Source organism: Rhodococcus sp. SB1D, assembly GCF_048573875.1.
GTDB classification, from domain to species: domain Bacteria; phylum Actinomycetota; class Actinomycetes; order Mycobacteriales; family Mycobacteriaceae; genus Rhodococcus_F; species Rhodococcus_F qingshengii.
On record NZ_JBMAIQ010000005.1, the window covers coordinates 64,316 to 81,589 of the forward strand.

A 17,274-nucleotide genomic window follows, 5' to 3' on the forward strand; every position below is an offset into this window, starting at 1 on the left:
ACGGAGAGCTAACGTGCATGGCAGCTCTTCAAGTAGCTCAGGAACGATGCCTGCAGCCCGGTTACGTGCGTCTCGTGCAACAACGCGGTCGAAACATCCTGCGACCGTCCCTTGCCATGCAACTGCTCCACGACGGCGAGAACGTTGCGTGACAGTCCGCGATAGATCGGAATGGGCCCTGTCAGTTCGGCTTCGTTCAGCGTGACGTGCAATTGCGGCACGACTGAGCCCACGCCGCGCTTCTGCCGGGCCTCGACCAGTGTGTGGATCTGGCTGTCAGCGTTCACAACTCCGGGACTACCCGCACCGAAGGTCGCGAATGGGGCCGCGTCGCTCAGCCATGCGTAGAGGGCGAAAAGGCCTCCGTACGAGTACCCGAAGAGTCCGTGCCCGGACTCGCTGACACGTAGCTCCGACGAGTACAGGCGAGGGTGGAGTTCGTTGGTCAGGAAGTCGAGGAAGACGTCCGCGTGGGTGTCTGCCAGCTCCTCGAGGTAGGCGTCCACATACTCCTGGGTCATTGCACCCGAGTCGCGAGCAGCGGCAAGAGTGGCCGTCATTTCGTCGCCTACCGGTTCCCCGGGCGGCACGAGATCGCGGTTGCGTAGTCGTGCCCAGTTGGCAGCTTCTTCACCGGCATAACCGACGCTGACCTGGATGTACGGGGCGACCGTCAGGTACGGGTCTGCCTGCGTGACGATGAGCGGGGCGGTAAGACCTACAGCCCAGTTGCCGTCCATCACGTATATCAGCGGTAAGGGATCCGTGGAGTCCGCGTAGCCGGGGGGTGTGGTCACCCAGACGCCGTAGCTGTGTCCCGACTTCGCCGTTATTTCGAAGTACTCCGTGTCTGCAAAGCATCCGTGCAGCATTGCGCTCATCGAACCTCTCCCTTCACTACGTGGCCGGCCTTCACGACGAGAACAGCCATGTCCGGATCGGCGAACACCTTGGCGTCGTGGAGCGGGTCTTGCTGCCAGGCGACCATGTCCGCCTGCATTCCGACGCGGATAGTTCCAACGGTGTCCCCGATACCGAGGATGTCGGCGTTGACGCTGGTGGCCGATACGAGAGCATGCATCGGCGACTCCAACTCGGCCCGCAAGCGCAACTCCTCGCCTCGGCGCTGCTGGTGCGGCCCGATGAGGTCCGAGCCCAGGCCGATCCTCAGGCCTGCTGCGCGAGAGACCGCGAGTGCCGAGGCCATGCGTTGACGTACTCCGGCGGCGCGGTCTCGTATTGCAGGGTCCAGGTCCATGCTCTCGGTGTCCGTCAACTGCTCGACCACGGCGAAGGTAGGGACCAGAGCCACGTCATGTTCCCGCATCAGCTGGGCCGTCTCCGCATCGATGTCGGTGCCGTGTTCCACGCACCGGACGCCGGCCCGCACCGCGTTGCGAATGCCCGCATTGTTGTGCGCGTGGACCGTGACGTAGGTGCCGCGCGACGCTGCTTCTTCCACTGCCACGGAGATTTCCTCGACGGTGAACTGTGTGTCGGTGAGGCTGTCATGGCCTCCGACGACACCGCCGGTGACGCACAGTTTCAGAAATGTTGCGCCTCGGCGGAACGATTCGCGCACGTTGCGTCGTAGCTCGTCGGCATTGCCCGACATCAAGGACAAGGCGCAGAGCCCTGGAATGTGGTGCATGTTCCACAGCTCGGTCGGCTCCCATGCGGCCCCGTAGTAGCCGTGTCCACCGGTCTGGCACTGCACAGGACCACACGAGAGGACACGCGGACCACGCACCTTGCCGCTCGCAATAACGTCGACGACTCCGCCGTCGATGCCACCGACGTCTCGCACCGTGGTGAAGCCCGCGTCGAGGGCATCGCCCGCGGTGGCGAAGATGCCCGCAGCCAGTTCGGCTGCCGAGAGCTCAAACCCGAATTGCCTTCGGATCGGACTCGAAATACCCAGGTGCACATGAGCATCGATCAGCCCCGGAGTCAGAAGCATGCCGTCCAAGTCAACTGTCGTCGAACCCGACGGCGCCTGTCCGATCGCGGTGACAATGCCGCCACTCACGCACACGTCGACTTCGACCGGGTCGGTGCCCGATCCATCCGCGACCATGCCGCCGGCAAACCATACGTCAGTCAAAGGGACCTCCCGAGCATTGGAAACCACTCTCCTAAACACTGGTGAATTCGATATGCGGTACCGTACTCAACAGTGGTGAACCCGTCAATGGAGGTAGCGTGAGATCGCCGGTTGGGGAGGGTCGAGAGCGACTGTTGCAGGCACTGTTCGACGAGTTCGGTGAAACCGGCCCAAGCCCGAAGCTGTCGATGCGCCAAGTAGCGGAGCGACTCGGAGTGCACCACACGCTGCTGACCTATCACTTCGGATCACGACCGGGACTCCTCAGCGCCGTGCTGTCGGAAGCGCGCCGCCGTGACAACCTCGTCATCGCCGCGATGGGCAAGGATCTCGGGTTCGCGGCCCTGTGCAGGGCGATCTGGACCTTCTACTCGAACGCCGAGCACGAAGATCGAAGCCGCACCTTTTTTCACCTGGCCGGACTTGCGGTTTACGAGCACAAAGCATTTCAAGATTTCGCCGCCGACCTCGACGATTTGGCGCACCTCCTCGAAGCGGCGGCCCTCCGCGAAGGGTTCACAATGGTGGACGCAAAGCAGCAGAGCATCATCGCAACCGCATGTCTGCGAGGACTGTTGCTACAGAGGTTGCTCACCCCCGACGCCGAGGTCGACGCGGCAGCCGAGCGCTTCATCACCTCGTTGACAGCGTCCACCACGTAAACCCCTCATACACAACCGATCACCCCCGTTCGAGATCACCGGCGCGGGGGCGTTTTCCCTGGGCTCGGGCATGTTTCGGCGTGAGACGGTTCCCTGAGCCCCGGTTGAATGATGGTCGATCACCCTTTCGACATCTGTACGAGCGAAACGCCGAAAGATGCGACAAGTGAATGTATCCCGGCTCAGCAGACACACGACATCATCGACAAGTCCGATGATTCACATGAGTTTCGAAAGTCAGGATTGAATTGTGACCATTACCTTCCGTGCCGCAGAGTTGAACAGCGCAAGTGGGATCTTCCAGCAAGCACTGCTCGGCCAACCCAGTGCAGAGCCACTCGGCGGAGACATCATCACTCGTGCAGATGTCGAGTTCACCAGTGACGACGGCCGCATTCAATCCGGAGTCTGGGAGAGCGAACCGGGAAAGTCGCGGTGGGAGTTCCTCACCCGCGGCGAGATCATCACCATCGTCTCCGGCGCCATGACCGTGGAGGAGGACGACGGCGATCCCGTACATCTCGTTGCCGGTACGAGTGCAATCTTCCCAATCGGATGGAAGGGTACGTGGACGGTCACCGAGACCGTACGCAAGGTGTTCGTCGTATACAACGAATGACCAAGAGAATCCGCAACATCCGACTTTCACGGCCCGTCGTACGGACGGATCTCCCGACGCAGCCCACTTGCCCTGAGTACCTGTCGCTGCACTCCCGCCCTCACGGAATCCTCGGTGCCGATTACTCTCACATGGTTTCTGGCGCGAGTGATCGCCGTGTACAACAACTCCCGAGTCAGCAGTGACGACGCCTCGGCCGGCAACATCACCGATACGGTGTCGTACTGGCTGCCCTGGCTCCGGTGAATCGTCATCGCGTAAACCGTCTGCACCGACGAGAGTTGGCTCGGGTGAATCAGAAACGCATCACTGCCCCGCTGGAATGCGGCAATAGGCACGCCATCCTCACGCTGCACGATCACCCCGGCATCCCCGTTGTAGATCTTCGCCTCGTAGTCGTTGGCCGTCACCAACAGGGGTTGGCCCGGATACCACCTCGTCGGGTCCAGGAATTGCCCTGATGCCGTGCCGACCCACTCCATCGCCTGCTGCGCCCACCTCCCGACACCGTACGGTCCGTCACGGTGGGCGCACAGAAGGCGGTGCGATTCCAAGCCTTTCAGCGCGCCGATCGCATCACCCACCTCGGCCGACGCCGTCACCACCTCTGAACTCGCAACGATGTCGGCGCGCAATGCGTCAACATCCTCGGGCGAATGGAAGGAGACGGCGGGATCACCGTTGCGCAGGATACGCAGAACCTCAGCGGAATCTCCCGCTCGAACTGCCCTGGCCAACGACGCGATGGCTCCGTCGAAGCGGCGCCCGCGTGAGAGTTGAATGATCCCGCCCCGCAGACGATCCTGCTCATCCGCACTCAATGCCTCTTCGGAACCAGTGGCCGTGAGATCGTCACCCACCAACTGTGTCAGCGTCGGATTTCCACTGACCTTTACCGGGCGGGCGACAAGATCAGCAAGAACAGCGCCCGCGTCGACTGAGGTCAACTGATCGGGATCGCCGACGAGCAGTAGCCGGGTATCGGGGCGAACGGCTTCGAGCAGGCGCGCCATCAACGTGAGGGAGACCATCGACGTCTCGTCGACGACGACCACATCGTAGGGAAGTCTGTTGGTCGCATTGTATTTGAAACGACTCGAACTCCCCCGCTGCCAACCGAGTAGGCGGTGCAGGGTCATGGCCGCGAGTTCTTCGGGAAGGCCAAGGCTCGCGGTCTGCTCACGTACGGACTCCTGCAGCCGTGCTGCGGCTTTACCCGTCGGTGCGGCCAGACCGATACGAGCATTCGAACCCAGTTCCTCCGACAGGAGAGCGAGAATACGTGCGACCGTATGGGTTTTGCCGGTTCCGGGCCCACCGGCGATGACGGTGGTCCACTGTGTCGCGGCGAGAGCAGCTGCTATCCGTTGACGATCCGGCGCGATGGTCGGCCCGTTCTCGTCGACGAACAGCGAATCCAGCCGCGTTCGGACCGCTTTCAGGTCGGCGGGCGGCCACGTGGACGCCCGCTCGTCGAGCACTCGCCGAATCGTCTGCTCCTGCAGAAAATATCGATCGAGGTAGAGGAGTTCACCGTCGTCCGTGTCGACCAACCGGAGCGGTCTGAGAGGTCCGGCGTTTCCGCCGATCACCAGAGGGCTCAGCCGAAGGGCGGCAACGATCTCCGACGGTTCGGGCCACGGCAACGACGTGAGTTCCTCCTCCGTCGCATTGTCGACGCTCACATCACGCATCCGTTGCAGATCGAGGCACACCGAACCTGAGCGCACAGCGCGGACCGCCAACGCTGCGGCCAGCATCACCTCGTCCGACGTTTCACCGCCCAGGCTGCACACTCTCGTCGCGACATGAACATCGGCGGCAACCAGAACCCCGGCTTCGTTGAAGATTCGCACGATCCCTTTGGCGCGCTGCGCCAATTGCGCCTCGGTCATCGAATCTTCTCCCCTACTGTGTGGGACGCATCAAGACCGGCCAGCAGATCCGATAGTTCAACCGTCAGCTGAGCAGGCGGTTTCCATTCGAAGACACCGCATTCCGGCGGGCTGTCCGGGCCGAGCATCCCACGCACGAATTGATACTGCACGCCCCCGAGATGACGGTGCGGATCGTAGTCGGGCAGGCGCCACCGCAGATACCGATGCAGTGCAACCGAATACAGCAGTGCCTGCAGCGGATAGTGCGAGCGCATCATCTCCGTCGCCATGAGTTCACGCGTGTAGTTGGCAGCCGTCAGATCGCCACGACCGATCCGGTTGGTCTTGTAATCGACGATCACGAACGACGGGCCCGGGATCCGCAAGACTGCGTCGATACTGCCCGTCAGGAATCCGCGCATCGGTGACGTCTCGACACGGTCCAGATAGTCGGCGTACGACGCCAGAATGTCGTCGGAGGAAAGGTGGCGCCTCAACAGTTCCGACACTCCGCGGAGTGTGACACTCATCGACACCGGATCGTCGCCACCGGCCAGTGGGAGTTCGAAATCGAGTTCGGGAAGACGATCTTTCGGCGCGATCGTGGCCAAGGTTCCGAATCCCAAGGGAGTCTGCATCACCAGATACAGCGCATCCGCGAGTGCTTCGGAGTCGACCTCGGCCGCCCGTACCGAGACCGCCTCGGCGCAACGCATCCCGAGTTCCTCTCTCAGATCTGCCACAGCCGTGTCCACCACCTCGAGCACCTCATGCACCAGCGTGCCGAATGCGGCGCCCGCGGGAAGTCCGTTCATGGGTGACGGGAACGCCTCCAGGGGCGAGGGGGTAATGCTCCCGAGGTCTACGGAATCCTCTGGCTCGTCGTCTTTTTCGGGATCCTCGACCTCGCTGCCCGTGGTCGTGACCGCGTGGTGCGCTCCGGCGGTGAGTGCCGAGTACGACGTACGACGCCACAGAGTGTCCAGGTCTCGATCGAAACGCGCCGCGGCCAGTTCGGTCACGTCCGCAGCCGCTCTGGACCAGTGGACGGGCGAGGGCGGATGGGGACCAACAGGTTCCACCGAGATCACGTCGGAAGCTGCTGCCGGCCAGGTTGCGAGCCGTGCTGCGGTTGTACCGTCGTCGAGCACCTTCACTACCCGAGCAGGTTCGGCGATGCCGGGTGTACGTCCGAGCATCAACCGGTGCAGCGGCGAGCGGGAGGTCCCGTAGCTGGGTGCCCACCAGAGCACGAGTTGGCACTGCGCCCGGGTCAGCGCCACGTACAGCAGCCGCAGTTCTTCGCCCGCTTCTTCGGCCTCCGCAACAGTCTTTCTGGCGTTGTACCCCGGGCCTTCCTGCCCGCCGACGTCGAGGATGCGGCGTCCCTCCGGGTCGTGCAACAGCTGCGTCGGCGAGTTGAAGCCGCCAACGCTCTCCCAACTGAACGGGACGTAGACGATCGGGAACTCGAGCCCTTTGGTGGCATGCACCGTAGCGATTTGCACTGCGGCAGCGTCACTGTCGAGGCGACGGCTTCTGTCGGTCGCGCTCCCGGACGTCGGATCCTTGATTCGGTCGGAAAGCCAGCGAACCAGTGCGCTCAACCCGAACGCTTCCTCGGTGGCGACGCGACCGAGGAGTTGTGCGACGTGCCGCAAATCGGTGAAATCTCGTTCGCCGGACGGGGCCGCGAGTACACGCTTCTCCAGATTTGTTTCGGCAGAGATTCTTTCGAACACAGCCGCAAACCCGACGCGTGCGAACAGCCCGGAATAGGAGCGCAGTTGACCTGCAAGTTCTGCAACGACGTTGTCGCCGTCCTTGTCCAGTTCTTCGGAGGTGCGCCCGAAAATCGGCGAGAGGGCCGTCAACCGGACACGATCGGAGCGATGGGGCTGCTCGATCGCCTGCAACAGCCACAGCCACTGGGTCGCACTGGGTGTCGCGAAAACACTGGACCCTCCGGTCAATACGGAAGGTACACCGACGGCATCGAGAGCATCGCGGATCATCGCCACGTGCTTGTGGGTGCGCACCAACACCGCGACGTCTCCCGGTTCGACCGGGCGTGGATCACCGTCGACTGCCAAGCGGGCATCGCCGCCCAGGAGCGCGACCACGTCTGCTGCGACGTCGTCCGCGACGCGACTGCGAAGTCTGCCTACGGCCGGAAATCCCGAACGATTGAGCGGTCCGGCTCCGGTACGGGGCAGATGGCGCACACGCATCGGCACCGGGCCGAACAACCGAGACTTCTTGTGCGAAGCCTCCACCGGATGCGCGACGATGCCTTCGTTGCCGAGTGCGGCACCACCGTAGAGGTGTTCGAGTGCCGCCAACAACCCTGGGTCGCTACGCCAATTGGTGGTCAACTCCTGGTGCGCATCCGCCTGATCGACCGCATCGAGATAACTCAGGACTTCTGCCCCGCGGAACGCATAGATGGCTTGTTTGGGATCACCGACCAGGACCAGGGTGGTGTGACCGTGGAAGGCCAACCGCAGAATGTCCCACTGCAACGGATCGGTGTCCTGGAACTCGTCGATCAACACAACCTTGAACTTTTCGCGCACCCGACGACACGCGACGGGACCGTATTCCGGATCCGTCAATACACCGTGCAACAGCGTCAGCAGATCGTTGAAGTCGCGAATTCCTTTGGTCCGCTTACGTCGTTCGACCTCGACACGAGCAGCAGCCGCGAAGAGGACGCGCTGACCGGGTGCGGTCTCCTCCTCGCCGTCGGGTTCGAGAATTGCCTGACCATCACCGACTGCGCTTCGGGCGATGGCCAGCGCGTCCTTCGTGGAGAACGGTGGAGACGAGTCCGTCCGGCTGTAGCGGCTGAGGTACAAATCCGAGACGACCTCACTGATCAGGTCGTCGACCGACTCCACAAAAGTTATGTCCGGTTCGCGTTCCCCGGCGATGCCGAGTCCGTCGAGCATCCTCTGACAGAAACTGTGGGTGGTCGTGATGGTGCCGGCGTCGAACTCCGCGAGAGCGCGCAGGAGTCGACGACGCCGCACGCCGATCTCCGCGTCGTCAGCTGTGGCGAGGTACGCCACCAGATCATCATCCGACCGCCTCGCCGCCTCCGGGTCGACCAGAGCGGCGGACACTCCCGCGAACCTCTCCCTGGCACGCTCACGAAGTTCCTGAGTGGCGGCCCTGCTGAATGTCACCAGCAGAACTTGCGATATGTCGGCGAGACCTTCGGCTACACAACGGGTCGCCAGTCCGACGATCGCGTAGGTCTTGCCGGTTCCGGCGCTCGCTTCCAACACCGTAGTGCCGGTAGGCAGTGGCCCCAATAGATCGAAGTCCACGGGTTACTCCGCTCTTTCGTTGGTCAGCAACGGATCCCACAACCGTCGGGCGAGAACTCCGAATCGAGTCGGTTCCTCGGCCCAGACGAACTCGTCGTCCGACGGCGGATCCGCAGCCAACTCCGCAAGTGTTCGAGCTTCTCCGAAAACGTAAGCGTTGCTTGGATCGATCATCTCGCCGTACTGCCCGGTCCACTGGGTGTCCGCACCGTTTGTCGCATCGTCGACCGACTCGCCACCAAAGCGTCGGCGCGCATATTCGGCTGAAGTAGCGGCCCACATCGGCAACGGACGCTGCAGCCCCCGCTCGCGTAGGTCCACCAGTTGCTGCAGGATCTCGACCGCATTGCCTGGCGCATCGAGCACCGACCGTGCCGCTGCGATCTTTCCCCGACCCCGTCCGATCGAGACTGCATCGAGCGGACCGGGTCGTCCGTGTGATTTCAAGGCGAGGAGATTGATCCAGGCCGTCATCCGATGTTTAGGCGCCAGTGAGGAATACGACGCTCGCACCACTGAATTGCCGTGCACACCGGTTACCGTTCCGGTGAGACGACGCCCGTCACCGAGGTCTATGTCGACGTCGACAGCTTCGGAGTCTCCCTCGAAGTGCGGCAAGGCAAGTCCGGCAATCTGATCGACCACCCATTCGACGTTGCCCAGAACCGTAGCGCCCAGGTTGTAGGGCGGCAGAGTGCCGCGGCGCCACTCGGCTGCACGGAAATCCGCCGAGCTGCGTCCCGCCAAGCGCGAGAGAAGCATTCGGTCACCCAGAGCCCAGGTGGACAGTGGATCGAGCTCGGTTGCCAGCGAATCCGCGATGTCGTCGTCGAGTTCCGGTACCCGGACGCCGAGGCGTTGGCGCAGAAAACCACGCGCGGGATGTACCAGGAAGTTCACCAAGTCGGCGATGTTAACTTCCTTCGGATGCACCTCGGGTAGCTCGGCCGACAAGACTGTCGGCAATTCGACCGGTGTTCCGGAGGCAGCCCTCGCACCGGCCAGCGCTGCCGTGTCGAAGCTGAACGGCTTGTTCGGCGCGAAGTTTCGATTGTCGAACGATTGCAACGGATGCCGTGTCAGCACTCCGTTGATCGCTTCCGGACCCACCGTCGCACTGAGTACGTCGAGAAGGCCACTGAGGGGGATCGCCGGTGGTCTGACGACACCGGTGACCGGATCGGCACCGGTATACAACAGAATCAGATGTTCGCCCGCAGACATCACGGCATCGAGAAGCAGTTGCCGGTCTTCACTGCGCAGATCACGCTCCCCCACAACGGGATCACGTGACAAGATGTCGTCGCCGTCGACTCCACCGGTTCGAGGGAACACCTCGTCGTCGAGTCCGATCAGCACGACCACGCGATGCGGTACCGAACGCATCGGAACCATCGTGCACACCGTCAGTTCGCCGGTTCGGAAGTTGGCACGCGTCGGTCTGCCCGCGAGGCTGCGCGAGAGCATCGCGCGAACATCGGCCAGACGTAACACCGTCTCTCCGCCGAATTCGACAGCAGCTACCAGTTCGCGGTGGGCCCCCGCGCTCTGCCAGGAATCTGCGGGCGCTGTGTCGGTCAGCAGATCCAGGGCCCGCATCAGCACACGAAGCCATTCGGCCGGTGAATGTGGGCCGGCAAGATCGCGAAGCGAGACGGCCAGGCGATCGACGAACTCTGCGAAACGTCCAGTCAGGTCGATGTCTGTGCCGTCCACGTCATCGAGTGGTAGCGCGAGATCCAACCAGGCATTTTCCGATTCGTCCGCGCTGACCCCCAACAAGATTCGGTCCATGGCGGTGTTGAAGGTGTTCTGCGGAAATGCGTCGAGGCCGAACGTGGCACGCTGCCGACTACCGATTCCCCAGCGAGCACCCGCTTCCGTCGTCCATTCCCGCAGTCTTTCCAACTCGTCGTCGCCCCACGAAAAACGTGTGCGGACAGGCTCGGTCGCGGCCAGGTCGAGAACCTCACTGGCTGTGGCCCGGCCGTCGGCCAATTCGAGGAGAGAGCCGAGAACGGCCAGGACAGGATTGGTCTGACGTAATCCGCGGTCTGCCAGCCTTACTCGAAGGAGATGCCCCGGGTGGCCATGGACGCCTTGCCCGAATGCAGCACGAACCAAAGGTGCGTACGTTTCGACGTCCGGGCACATCACGAGTACGTCGCGCGGCTGCAATGTCGGGTCGTCCTCGAACAATCGGAGCAGACATTCGCGGAGCACCTCGACCTGCCGTGCCGGCCCGTGGCAAGCGTGGACCTGAACTGTCCCATCCGGTTCCGCTGCAACCCTGGGAGCACGATCTGCGATGACATCGGCCTTGACCGTCGCCAGGAGAGATTTCGGGCCGGCTGGTTCGGGAAGATGCACCGACTCGAACTCGGCGGCACCGAGGCTGATCTGAAGTTCACGAACGTCGCGAGCAAGACTCGACAGCAACGGATTGGCGGATATCAGCGCTGACCCGTCTTCCGAACGTCGGATCGTGCTCTCACTTCGAGGCGGTATGCGCGAGCTCATCTTGGTCCACAGCGCAGGGCTGGGATGCGGGAGCCAGATGTGCACGTCCCGATTCGCACTGAGTGCGCTCAAGATCATTCGCTGATCGACCGGCAGCCGGGTCGGCCCGAAGACCGACAGACGTTCCGGTAGGTCGACCAAGGCCGGGTCCTCGACCAGCGCGCGGCTCACTTGCCCCAGTCGCTCTGCGGGCCCCGGAACGTCGATCTTGTCCGCGACGATGCACCACAGACGTGCCTGCCATTCGAAATCCTGCGACAGCCCCAATCCGTGTCCGTCGGTCAACCGCCCGGCGGCCCAGTCGATCAGCATCTGCGGGCGTTGCGCGGCATAACTGCGGAAGAGTTCGGTGACATGTGTGGCGGAGGCAAACCGTCGACCTTCACGATGGCCTTCGAGATGTTTCGCCAGGACTCCGCACCAGGGCTCGCCGAGGGACTCGTCGATCACATCGAGAACCGTCCACACCAATCGCGTCGGCGACCATGGGTCGTCGTCAGCCGTGATTCCACTGACCGCGGCCACGGACTCCGCGACCAGGCGCGCGGGTGAAGGAAACGCGATGTTCGCAGAAATTCCGTCCACTGCTGACGGTCCGGACGTGCCTAGCTGGGAGGACAGCCGCTGATTGAGCCAACGCTCGACGCCCTTGGCCGGCACCGCAACAGTTTCCCGGGCGTATGGATCCGACAGCGGGGTACGGAGGAGCGTGGCCAACGCCGAGACCAAGGTGTCCGAACGCTCGGCCCGGTACAACTTCAGCAATCTTCGCTCCCCTCACTCCGTCCAGAGGTCCATCTCACCACGGCGCTATGACAGGAGACGCCGAACCAGCCTCACGCAGCGGTGACGCGCAGGCAACATGACCGCAACCGGACGTTCGTACTGTGCGGGAATGACCAGTCCCGTCACCACACCTCGCCCCGCTGGAACCGGTCTCGACATCTCCGGCCTCGGCAAGACCTTCGAGATGGGTCGTCGGTCGGTGACCGCGCTGACCGACGTGTCCCTTCAAACCAGCGAAGGCTCTTTCCTGTCTCTGCTCGGGCCGTCCGGATGTGGGAAGTCCACCGTTCTCCGCATCCTTGCGGGCCTCGATAGTCCGACGTCGGGAACGGCCCTTGTCAACGGACAGTCGCCGGCCGAGTTACGCAAGCGCCGCGAACTCGGAATCGCCTTCCAGGATTCGGCTTTGCTGCCGTGGCGAACAGTGGCCTCCAACATCAAACTGCCCCTTCAGGTTGCCGGCATCGATCCCGACCCCGGACTGATAGCCGACCTGATCGCTCTCGTCGGCCTCGAAGGATTCGAGAAGGCCAAGCCCGCTCAATTGTCCGGCGGTATGCGTCAGCGTGTGTCGATCGCACGATCGCTCGTGGTCAAGCCGAGTGTCCTGCTACTCGACGAGCCTTTCGGCGCGCTGGACGACATGACCCGACAACGACTCAACATCGAATTGCTCAGGATCTGGACCGAGAAACCGGCGACCACGTTGATGGTGACTCACGGAATCGCCGAAGCCGTGTTCCTCTCCGACGTCGTTGCCGTCATGACGCCGCGGCCCGGACGCGTCCTCGAAGTCGTGCCGATCGACCTGCCGCGCCCGCGTACACCCGAGATGATGCGTACACCCGAGTTCCACGAGATCCACGACTACCTCTCCGGACTGCTCTTCGGAAAAGCAGGCGTCGCATGACAATTACCGATATCGAGAACGTCGCGACCGCGGCGGCGCAGCCATCTGTACCGCGCCGGATCCGATTTAGGCGTCCTACGTGGTTCGGCGGTGCAGTCGGTATCTGCGGACTGATCGTGCTCTGGTGGATTCTGGCGGCGGCCGGTGTTGCGGGAGGCACGATTCCGACGCCGTGGGTGGTTGTCTCGACGATGTTCGACGACGGTTGGTCGCTGTACGGACCCAATTTCACCGTCACGGCTTCCGGTGCGCTGCAGGGCTTTCTCTGGGGAAACCTGCTGGCGATCACGCTTGCCGTGCTTGTCGTTCTCATTCCGCCCATCGAGGGATTGGCCACGCAATTGGCGATCCTGAGCTACTGCACACCGCTGTTGGCGCTTGGCCCAATCATCCTGGTCGTCTTCGGCGGCCGGACCCCCACAATCTTTCTCGCCGCAATGTACTGCTTCTTCACCACGATGGTCGGCACACTCGCAGGCCTGAGATCGGCAGACAAGACGAGCCTCGATCTCGTCGCCGCCTACGGCGGTGGGCGTTGGCAGAAGTTCACCAAAGTTCAACTTGTGAGCGCACTTCCGAGCACCTTTGCTGCCCTCAAGATTGCTGCACCTTCGGCCGTACTGGGTGCAATTCTCGGTGAGTATCTCGGCGGGGTGGACAGCGGGATCGGCGTCGCACTAACGGCCGCTCAGACGTCGTACAACGTCCCGCGAACGTGGGGAATGGCTATCGCCGCCGCCTTGCTCGCCGGTCTGGGGTACGCCGTCGTCGCAGCGATCGCCCGGCTCGTCACGCCGTGGACCAGCGCTCCGGGAGCACAGAAATGACCTCGGTACGAGGAACATTGAGATTCCTCGCCCCGATTGCCATCGCCTCGGCGCTGTTGCTTGTCATCTGGGTGGTCTTCCTCAACGCCTTCCCCCAGGTCGGCCCGCGTGTGGGAAAGACGCCGGCCGACGTCTGGGAGTACCTGTTCTCCGGCCCAAAATCCGCCGACGCTCGTTCGGGCATCATCGACAACCTGTTCATCACTCTGCGCGACGCCGGTGTCGGCTTTGCCGTCGGAATGACTGCCGCGCTCGTGGTGGCATCGATCTTCGTCGTTTCCCGCACTGTCGAACAGACTTTCATGCCCGTTGCAATGCTTCTACGATCTGTTCCTCTCGTTGCGATGACCCCGATCATCGTCCTGATATTCGGCCGCGGAATCGTGGGTGTGACAGTCATGGTTGCGATAGTGGTGTTCTTCCCAGCCCTCGTCATGATCATGGTCGGTCTACGTGCCGCTCCAGCTCAGGCACAAGACCTCATCGCTGCGTACGGCGGGAGTCGTTGGACCGCATTGCGAATGGTGTCCGTACCGTCCGCACTTCCGGCGGTGTTCGCCGCCGCTAGGGTGTCAGTGCCCGGCGCTTTGATCGGAGCACTGATCGGCGAATGGCTCGGTAGCGGCCAAGGCTTGGGTTCGAGCATGATCAAAGCCATTCCGCGCTACCAGTACAACGAATTGTGGGCATCTATCGTGGTGATCACCGTGGTGTCGATCGTCCTCTACGCCGTGGTCGGGATCTTCGAAAGCATCGCTCTGTCTCGTTTCGGTCCTTCGGCGGGCAAGTCGTGACATCTGTTAACACGACCTCAACAAACTCTCTCTCCCAAGCAAACTGAACGAAACCGACTGGCCCTAGTGTTCCGATTCATGACGCCATTCAAGCCCGTCCGCCAGCTGGACCGCAGGGCCTTCTTCCGCTACTCCGCGCTGACCGGCATCGCAGTCGCCGGTAGTGCGTCATTGCTCGCGTGTAGCAGTGACTCCAGCAGTTCGAGTGGCGGAACCACGGACGACGGTTCCGAATTCGGAACAGTTGCAGTGCAGTTGTCCTGGATCAAGAACATCGAGTTCGCCGGTGAGTACTTCGCTCTCGACAAGGGGTACTACAAGGATGCAGGGTTCGGGAATGTAGACCTGGTGGCAGGTGGCGCAGCCGGCACCGGCGTCGAAGCCGGCCTGGACACCGGCAAGGTGTGGATCGGAATGTCCGCACCGCAGCTCACAGCCCCCGCCGTACTCGACGGACTGGAGGCAAAGATTGTCGGTGCGACATTCCAGAAGAATCCGTTTGCGATTGTCAGTTCCGCTGCGGCACCCATCAACTCACCACAGGACATGATCGGCAAGAAGATCGGCGTCCAGGATTCCAATCAGCTCGTCTTCGGAGCTCTCCTGGCAGCAAACGGCCTGACCGAAAGCCAGATGACGATCGTGCCCGCGCAGTTCGATCCGAGCCCCTTGGCGAACGGCGAGGTGGACGGCTGGGTCTCCTACGTGACCAACGAGCCGATCACACTGGCCGCCAAAGGTTTCCCCAACGCCCACTTCCTCTTCGCGGACTACAACCTGCCGTTGGTCGCCGAATCGTTCACGGTTCTCCAGTCCACCATCGACAACGAGAGGGACAAACTCAAGGCATTCCTGAAGGCCGAGATCCAAGGATGGAAGGATGCGGTCGCCGATCCGGCAGAGTCGGCACGGCTTGCCGTCGAGGTCTACGGCAAGGACCAGAACCTCGAACTCGAAGAGCAGATCAAGGAAGCCACCGCACAGAATGATCTGGTGGTGTCGGCAGATACCAAAGCCAACGGGTTGTTCACGATGACACCCCAACTGATCGAACAGAACATCGCGGCACTGTCGAAAGCGGGGCTGGAGATTACGGCGGAGCAACTGTTCGACATGTCGATCCTCGAAGAGGTGTACGCCGAGAATCCGGAGCTGATCTGACTGCCGAGCGTCAGCGAACCTCCCGCGCGAGTACGCCCGAGATGAATAGCTGTACAAGGACCTCGGCCTTGTACCGGTCATCGGACCCAGCACCGATACAAAGGTTCCCGATGCCTTTGAGCACGTTGTACGCATCGACCCGCGAAGCAGTGCCAACGGACTCGAGCGCTGCCGCGAGGAGGGAGTCACATACCGGAACGAGGCGGTCGACGAAGTAGATATGCAGAGCGTCGGACCCGGCGCTGTCTCCTTGCAGTGCACCGGCGAGCCCATGCTTGGTTACCAGGAACTCCACGAACAAAGCCACCCATGCCCGCAAAGCCGCCTCGGGCGTTGCACTCTCCGCGAGCATCTGTGGGCCCGCGTCCGCACACGCCTCGACTTGGTGTCGGTATACGGCGACCACCAACTCGGGACGCGTCGGGAAGTGGCGGTAGATCGTCCCCATGCCGACGCCGGCCTTCGCCGCAATCTCCCGCACCGGAGCGTCGACTCCGGACTCCACGAACACTGCTGCCGCCGCGTCGAGCAGCGCCTGCTCGCTTCGACGTGGGCGACCGACTTGCTTGGGAGACGCGACGCGCGACTGCTCGTCCTGGGCATCAGCCATGTGCACTCCTCGCTGACTCACAACATATGTTTGCATTACGGAACAACGCTCCGTAATGTTGCGGAGCGACGCTCCGATAAACAGTATCGCAGGGTGCAGCCTCAGCAAGGAACTTGCCATGACCTCATCAATGATCGACACTCTTAACGGCATCATCGGCGCCGGCACCCCGGTCGTCTCCGTTGCCCCCGTCGAGTTGTTCGCCCCCGATCGACCTGTCCCGCTGGAAGTACGTGTGTCTGCTCCGGCAGCAGGCACGAACCTCCCCGTTGTGGTGTTCTCCCACGGCAACGGCTGGAACCTCGATGGATACTCGCCACTCACGGCATTCTGGGCATCCCACGGATTCGTGGTGATCCAGCCGACACATCTGGACTCGCGCCGGAACGGTTTCGGGTTCGACCACCCGGTTTTCCCGACGATCTGGACCGAGAGAATCGCGGATCTCACACGCATCCTTGATCAGCTCGACACCATCGAATTTGCCGTGCCCGGGCTTGCCGGCCGCATCGACCGCAGTCGAGTTGCCGCCACTGGTCACTCCTGGGGCGGGCAAACCGCTCAGTCACTCCTCGGAGCAAGGATCTTCGACGAGGCCGGCCAGGTCGGCCAGGACATGTCCGACAGTCGCGTCACCGCGGGAATCCTGTTCGCGGCAACCGGTCTCGGCGGCGAGAACCTGCATCCGTTCGCGCAGGCGAACTTCCCGTTCATGCGCCCCTCGTTCCAGGAACTGACGACGCCGACACTCGTCGTCGCGGGCGACCACGACCAGTCCAAGATGTCCAGCCGCGGACCTGACTGGTTCACCGACGCCTACACGCACAGCCCAGGAGCCACCGACCTCCTTTCCTTCTACGGTGCCGAGCACGCACTCGGTGGAATCGTCGGATACGAAGTCGCCGAGACCACCGACGAGAACCCAGAGCGGGTCGCCGCCATCCAACGGATGAGTACTGCCTACCTTCGGACCGCGTTGCGCATCGATGAGACCAGCTGGCCAGCGGCCCGGGCCGCATTCAGCGACAACGCCGACCCGATCGGCCGAGTCGACACCAAGTAATGCGGCAGT

General features: G+C 62.6%; 13 protein-coding genes. 7 read left to right on the forward strand and 6 right to left on the reverse strand.

Going from position 1 to position 17,274, the window contains the following annotated elements:
* Nucleotides 1–8: 8 nt before the first annotated feature.
* Nucleotides 9–881: an alpha/beta hydrolase gene (locus ACN50D_RS13545; RefSeq protein WP_211921457.1), complete on the reverse strand. Its 873-nt coding sequence runs from the start codon at nucleotides 879–881 to the stop codon at nucleotides 9–11.
* Nucleotides 878–2,104, reverse strand: coding sequence for a metal-dependent hydrolase family protein (locus ACN50D_RS13550; RefSeq protein WP_249342966.1), 1,227 nt, complete (start codon nucleotides 2,102–2,104; stop codon nucleotides 878–880). Before ACN50D_RS13550 ends, ACN50D_RS13545 begins: the two co-directional genes overlap by 4 nt.
* Before the next feature lie 98 nt (nucleotides 2,105–2,202).
* Here ACN50D_RS13550 and ACN50D_RS13555 point away from each other — a divergent pair, with 98 nt between their 5' ends.
* Entirely contained in the window at nucleotides 2,203–2,766 is a 564-nt protein-coding gene (locus ACN50D_RS13555; RefSeq protein WP_007734140.1) for a TetR/AcrR family transcriptional regulator, read from the forward strand.
* Between the two features lie 250 nt (nucleotides 2,767–3,016).
* A complete protein-coding gene (locus tag ACN50D_RS13560) occupies nucleotides 3,017–3,385 on the forward strand; it encodes a cupin domain-containing protein (protein ID WP_007734139.1) in 369 nt (122 codons plus the stop codon).
* 26 nt (nucleotides 3,386–3,411) lie between these two features.
* Here ACN50D_RS13560 and recD read toward each other — a convergent pair whose 3' ends face one another.
* From recD to recC, 3 genes are read right to left on the reverse strand one after another with little or no spacing between them, the layout of a single operon-like run.
* The gene (gene recD / locus ACN50D_RS13565) at nucleotides 3,412–5,280 is read right to left on the reverse strand and encodes an exodeoxyribonuclease V subunit alpha (protein ID WP_211921455.1); all 1,869 of its coding nucleotides are present in this window, start codon (nucleotides 5,278–5,280) and stop codon (nucleotides 3,412–3,414) included.
* Nucleotides 5,277–8,594, reverse strand: coding sequence for a UvrD-helicase domain-containing protein (locus ACN50D_RS13570; RefSeq protein ID WP_211921453.1), 3,318 nt, complete (start codon nucleotides 8,592–8,594; stop codon nucleotides 5,277–5,279). The genes recD and ACN50D_RS13570 overlap by 4 nt, the downstream gene beginning before the upstream one ends.
* A 3-nt stretch (nucleotides 8,595–8,597) precedes the next feature.
* Nucleotides 8,598–11,879 carry an exodeoxyribonuclease V subunit gamma gene (recC, locus tag ACN50D_RS13575; RefSeq protein WP_211921451.1) on the reverse strand — a complete coding sequence of 1,094 codons (3,282 nt, stop codon included), beginning with the start codon at nucleotides 11,877–11,879 and terminating at the stop codon, nucleotides 8,598–8,600.
* Nucleotides 11,880–11,976: 97 nt separating this feature from the next.
* On the opposite strand from recC, the gene ACN50D_RS13580 reads away from it, so the two are divergent.
* The 4 genes from ACN50D_RS13580 to ACN50D_RS13595 all read left to right on the forward strand — a co-directional run bounded on the left by ACN50D_RS13580 (nucleotide 11,977) and on the right by ACN50D_RS13595 (nucleotide 15,592).
* Nucleotides 11,977–12,810: an ABC transporter ATP-binding protein gene (locus ACN50D_RS13580; protein ID WP_083056051.1), complete on the forward strand. Its 834-nt coding sequence runs from the start codon at nucleotides 11,977–11,979 to the stop codon at nucleotides 12,808–12,810.
* Nucleotides 12,807–13,637, forward strand: a complete 831-nt coding sequence (locus ACN50D_RS13585) for an ABC transporter permease (protein ID WP_063315027.1) — start codon at nucleotides 12,807–12,809, stop codon at nucleotides 13,635–13,637. The genes ACN50D_RS13580 and ACN50D_RS13585 overlap by 4 nt, the downstream gene beginning before the upstream one ends.
* Complete coding sequence (locus ACN50D_RS13590) at nucleotides 13,634–14,431, forward strand: ABC transporter permease (RefSeq protein ID WP_042449420.1); 798 nt, start codon at nucleotides 13,634–13,636, stop codon at nucleotides 14,429–14,431. Before ACN50D_RS13585 ends, ACN50D_RS13590 begins: the two co-directional genes overlap by 4 nt.
* Before the next feature lie 78 nt (nucleotides 14,432–14,509).
* Nucleotides 14,510–15,592, forward strand: a complete 1,083-nt coding sequence (locus ACN50D_RS13595; protein WP_031332841.1) for an ABC transporter substrate-binding protein — start codon at nucleotides 14,510–14,512, stop codon at nucleotides 15,590–15,592.
* Between the two features lie 10 nt (nucleotides 15,593–15,602).
* Here ACN50D_RS13595 and ACN50D_RS13600 read toward each other — a convergent pair whose 3' ends face one another.
* Entirely contained in the window at nucleotides 15,603–16,202 is a 600-nt protein-coding gene (locus ACN50D_RS13600) for a TetR/AcrR family transcriptional regulator (RefSeq protein WP_007734129.1), read from the reverse strand.
* Nucleotides 16,203–16,320: 118 nt separating this feature from the next.
* On the opposite strand from ACN50D_RS13600, the gene ACN50D_RS13605 reads away from it, so the two are divergent.
* Nucleotides 16,321–17,265, forward strand: a complete 945-nt coding sequence (locus ACN50D_RS13605) for an alpha/beta hydrolase family protein (RefSeq protein ID WP_209922162.1) — start codon at nucleotides 16,321–16,323, stop codon at nucleotides 17,263–17,265.
* Nucleotides 17,266–17,274 lie beyond the last annotated feature (9 nt).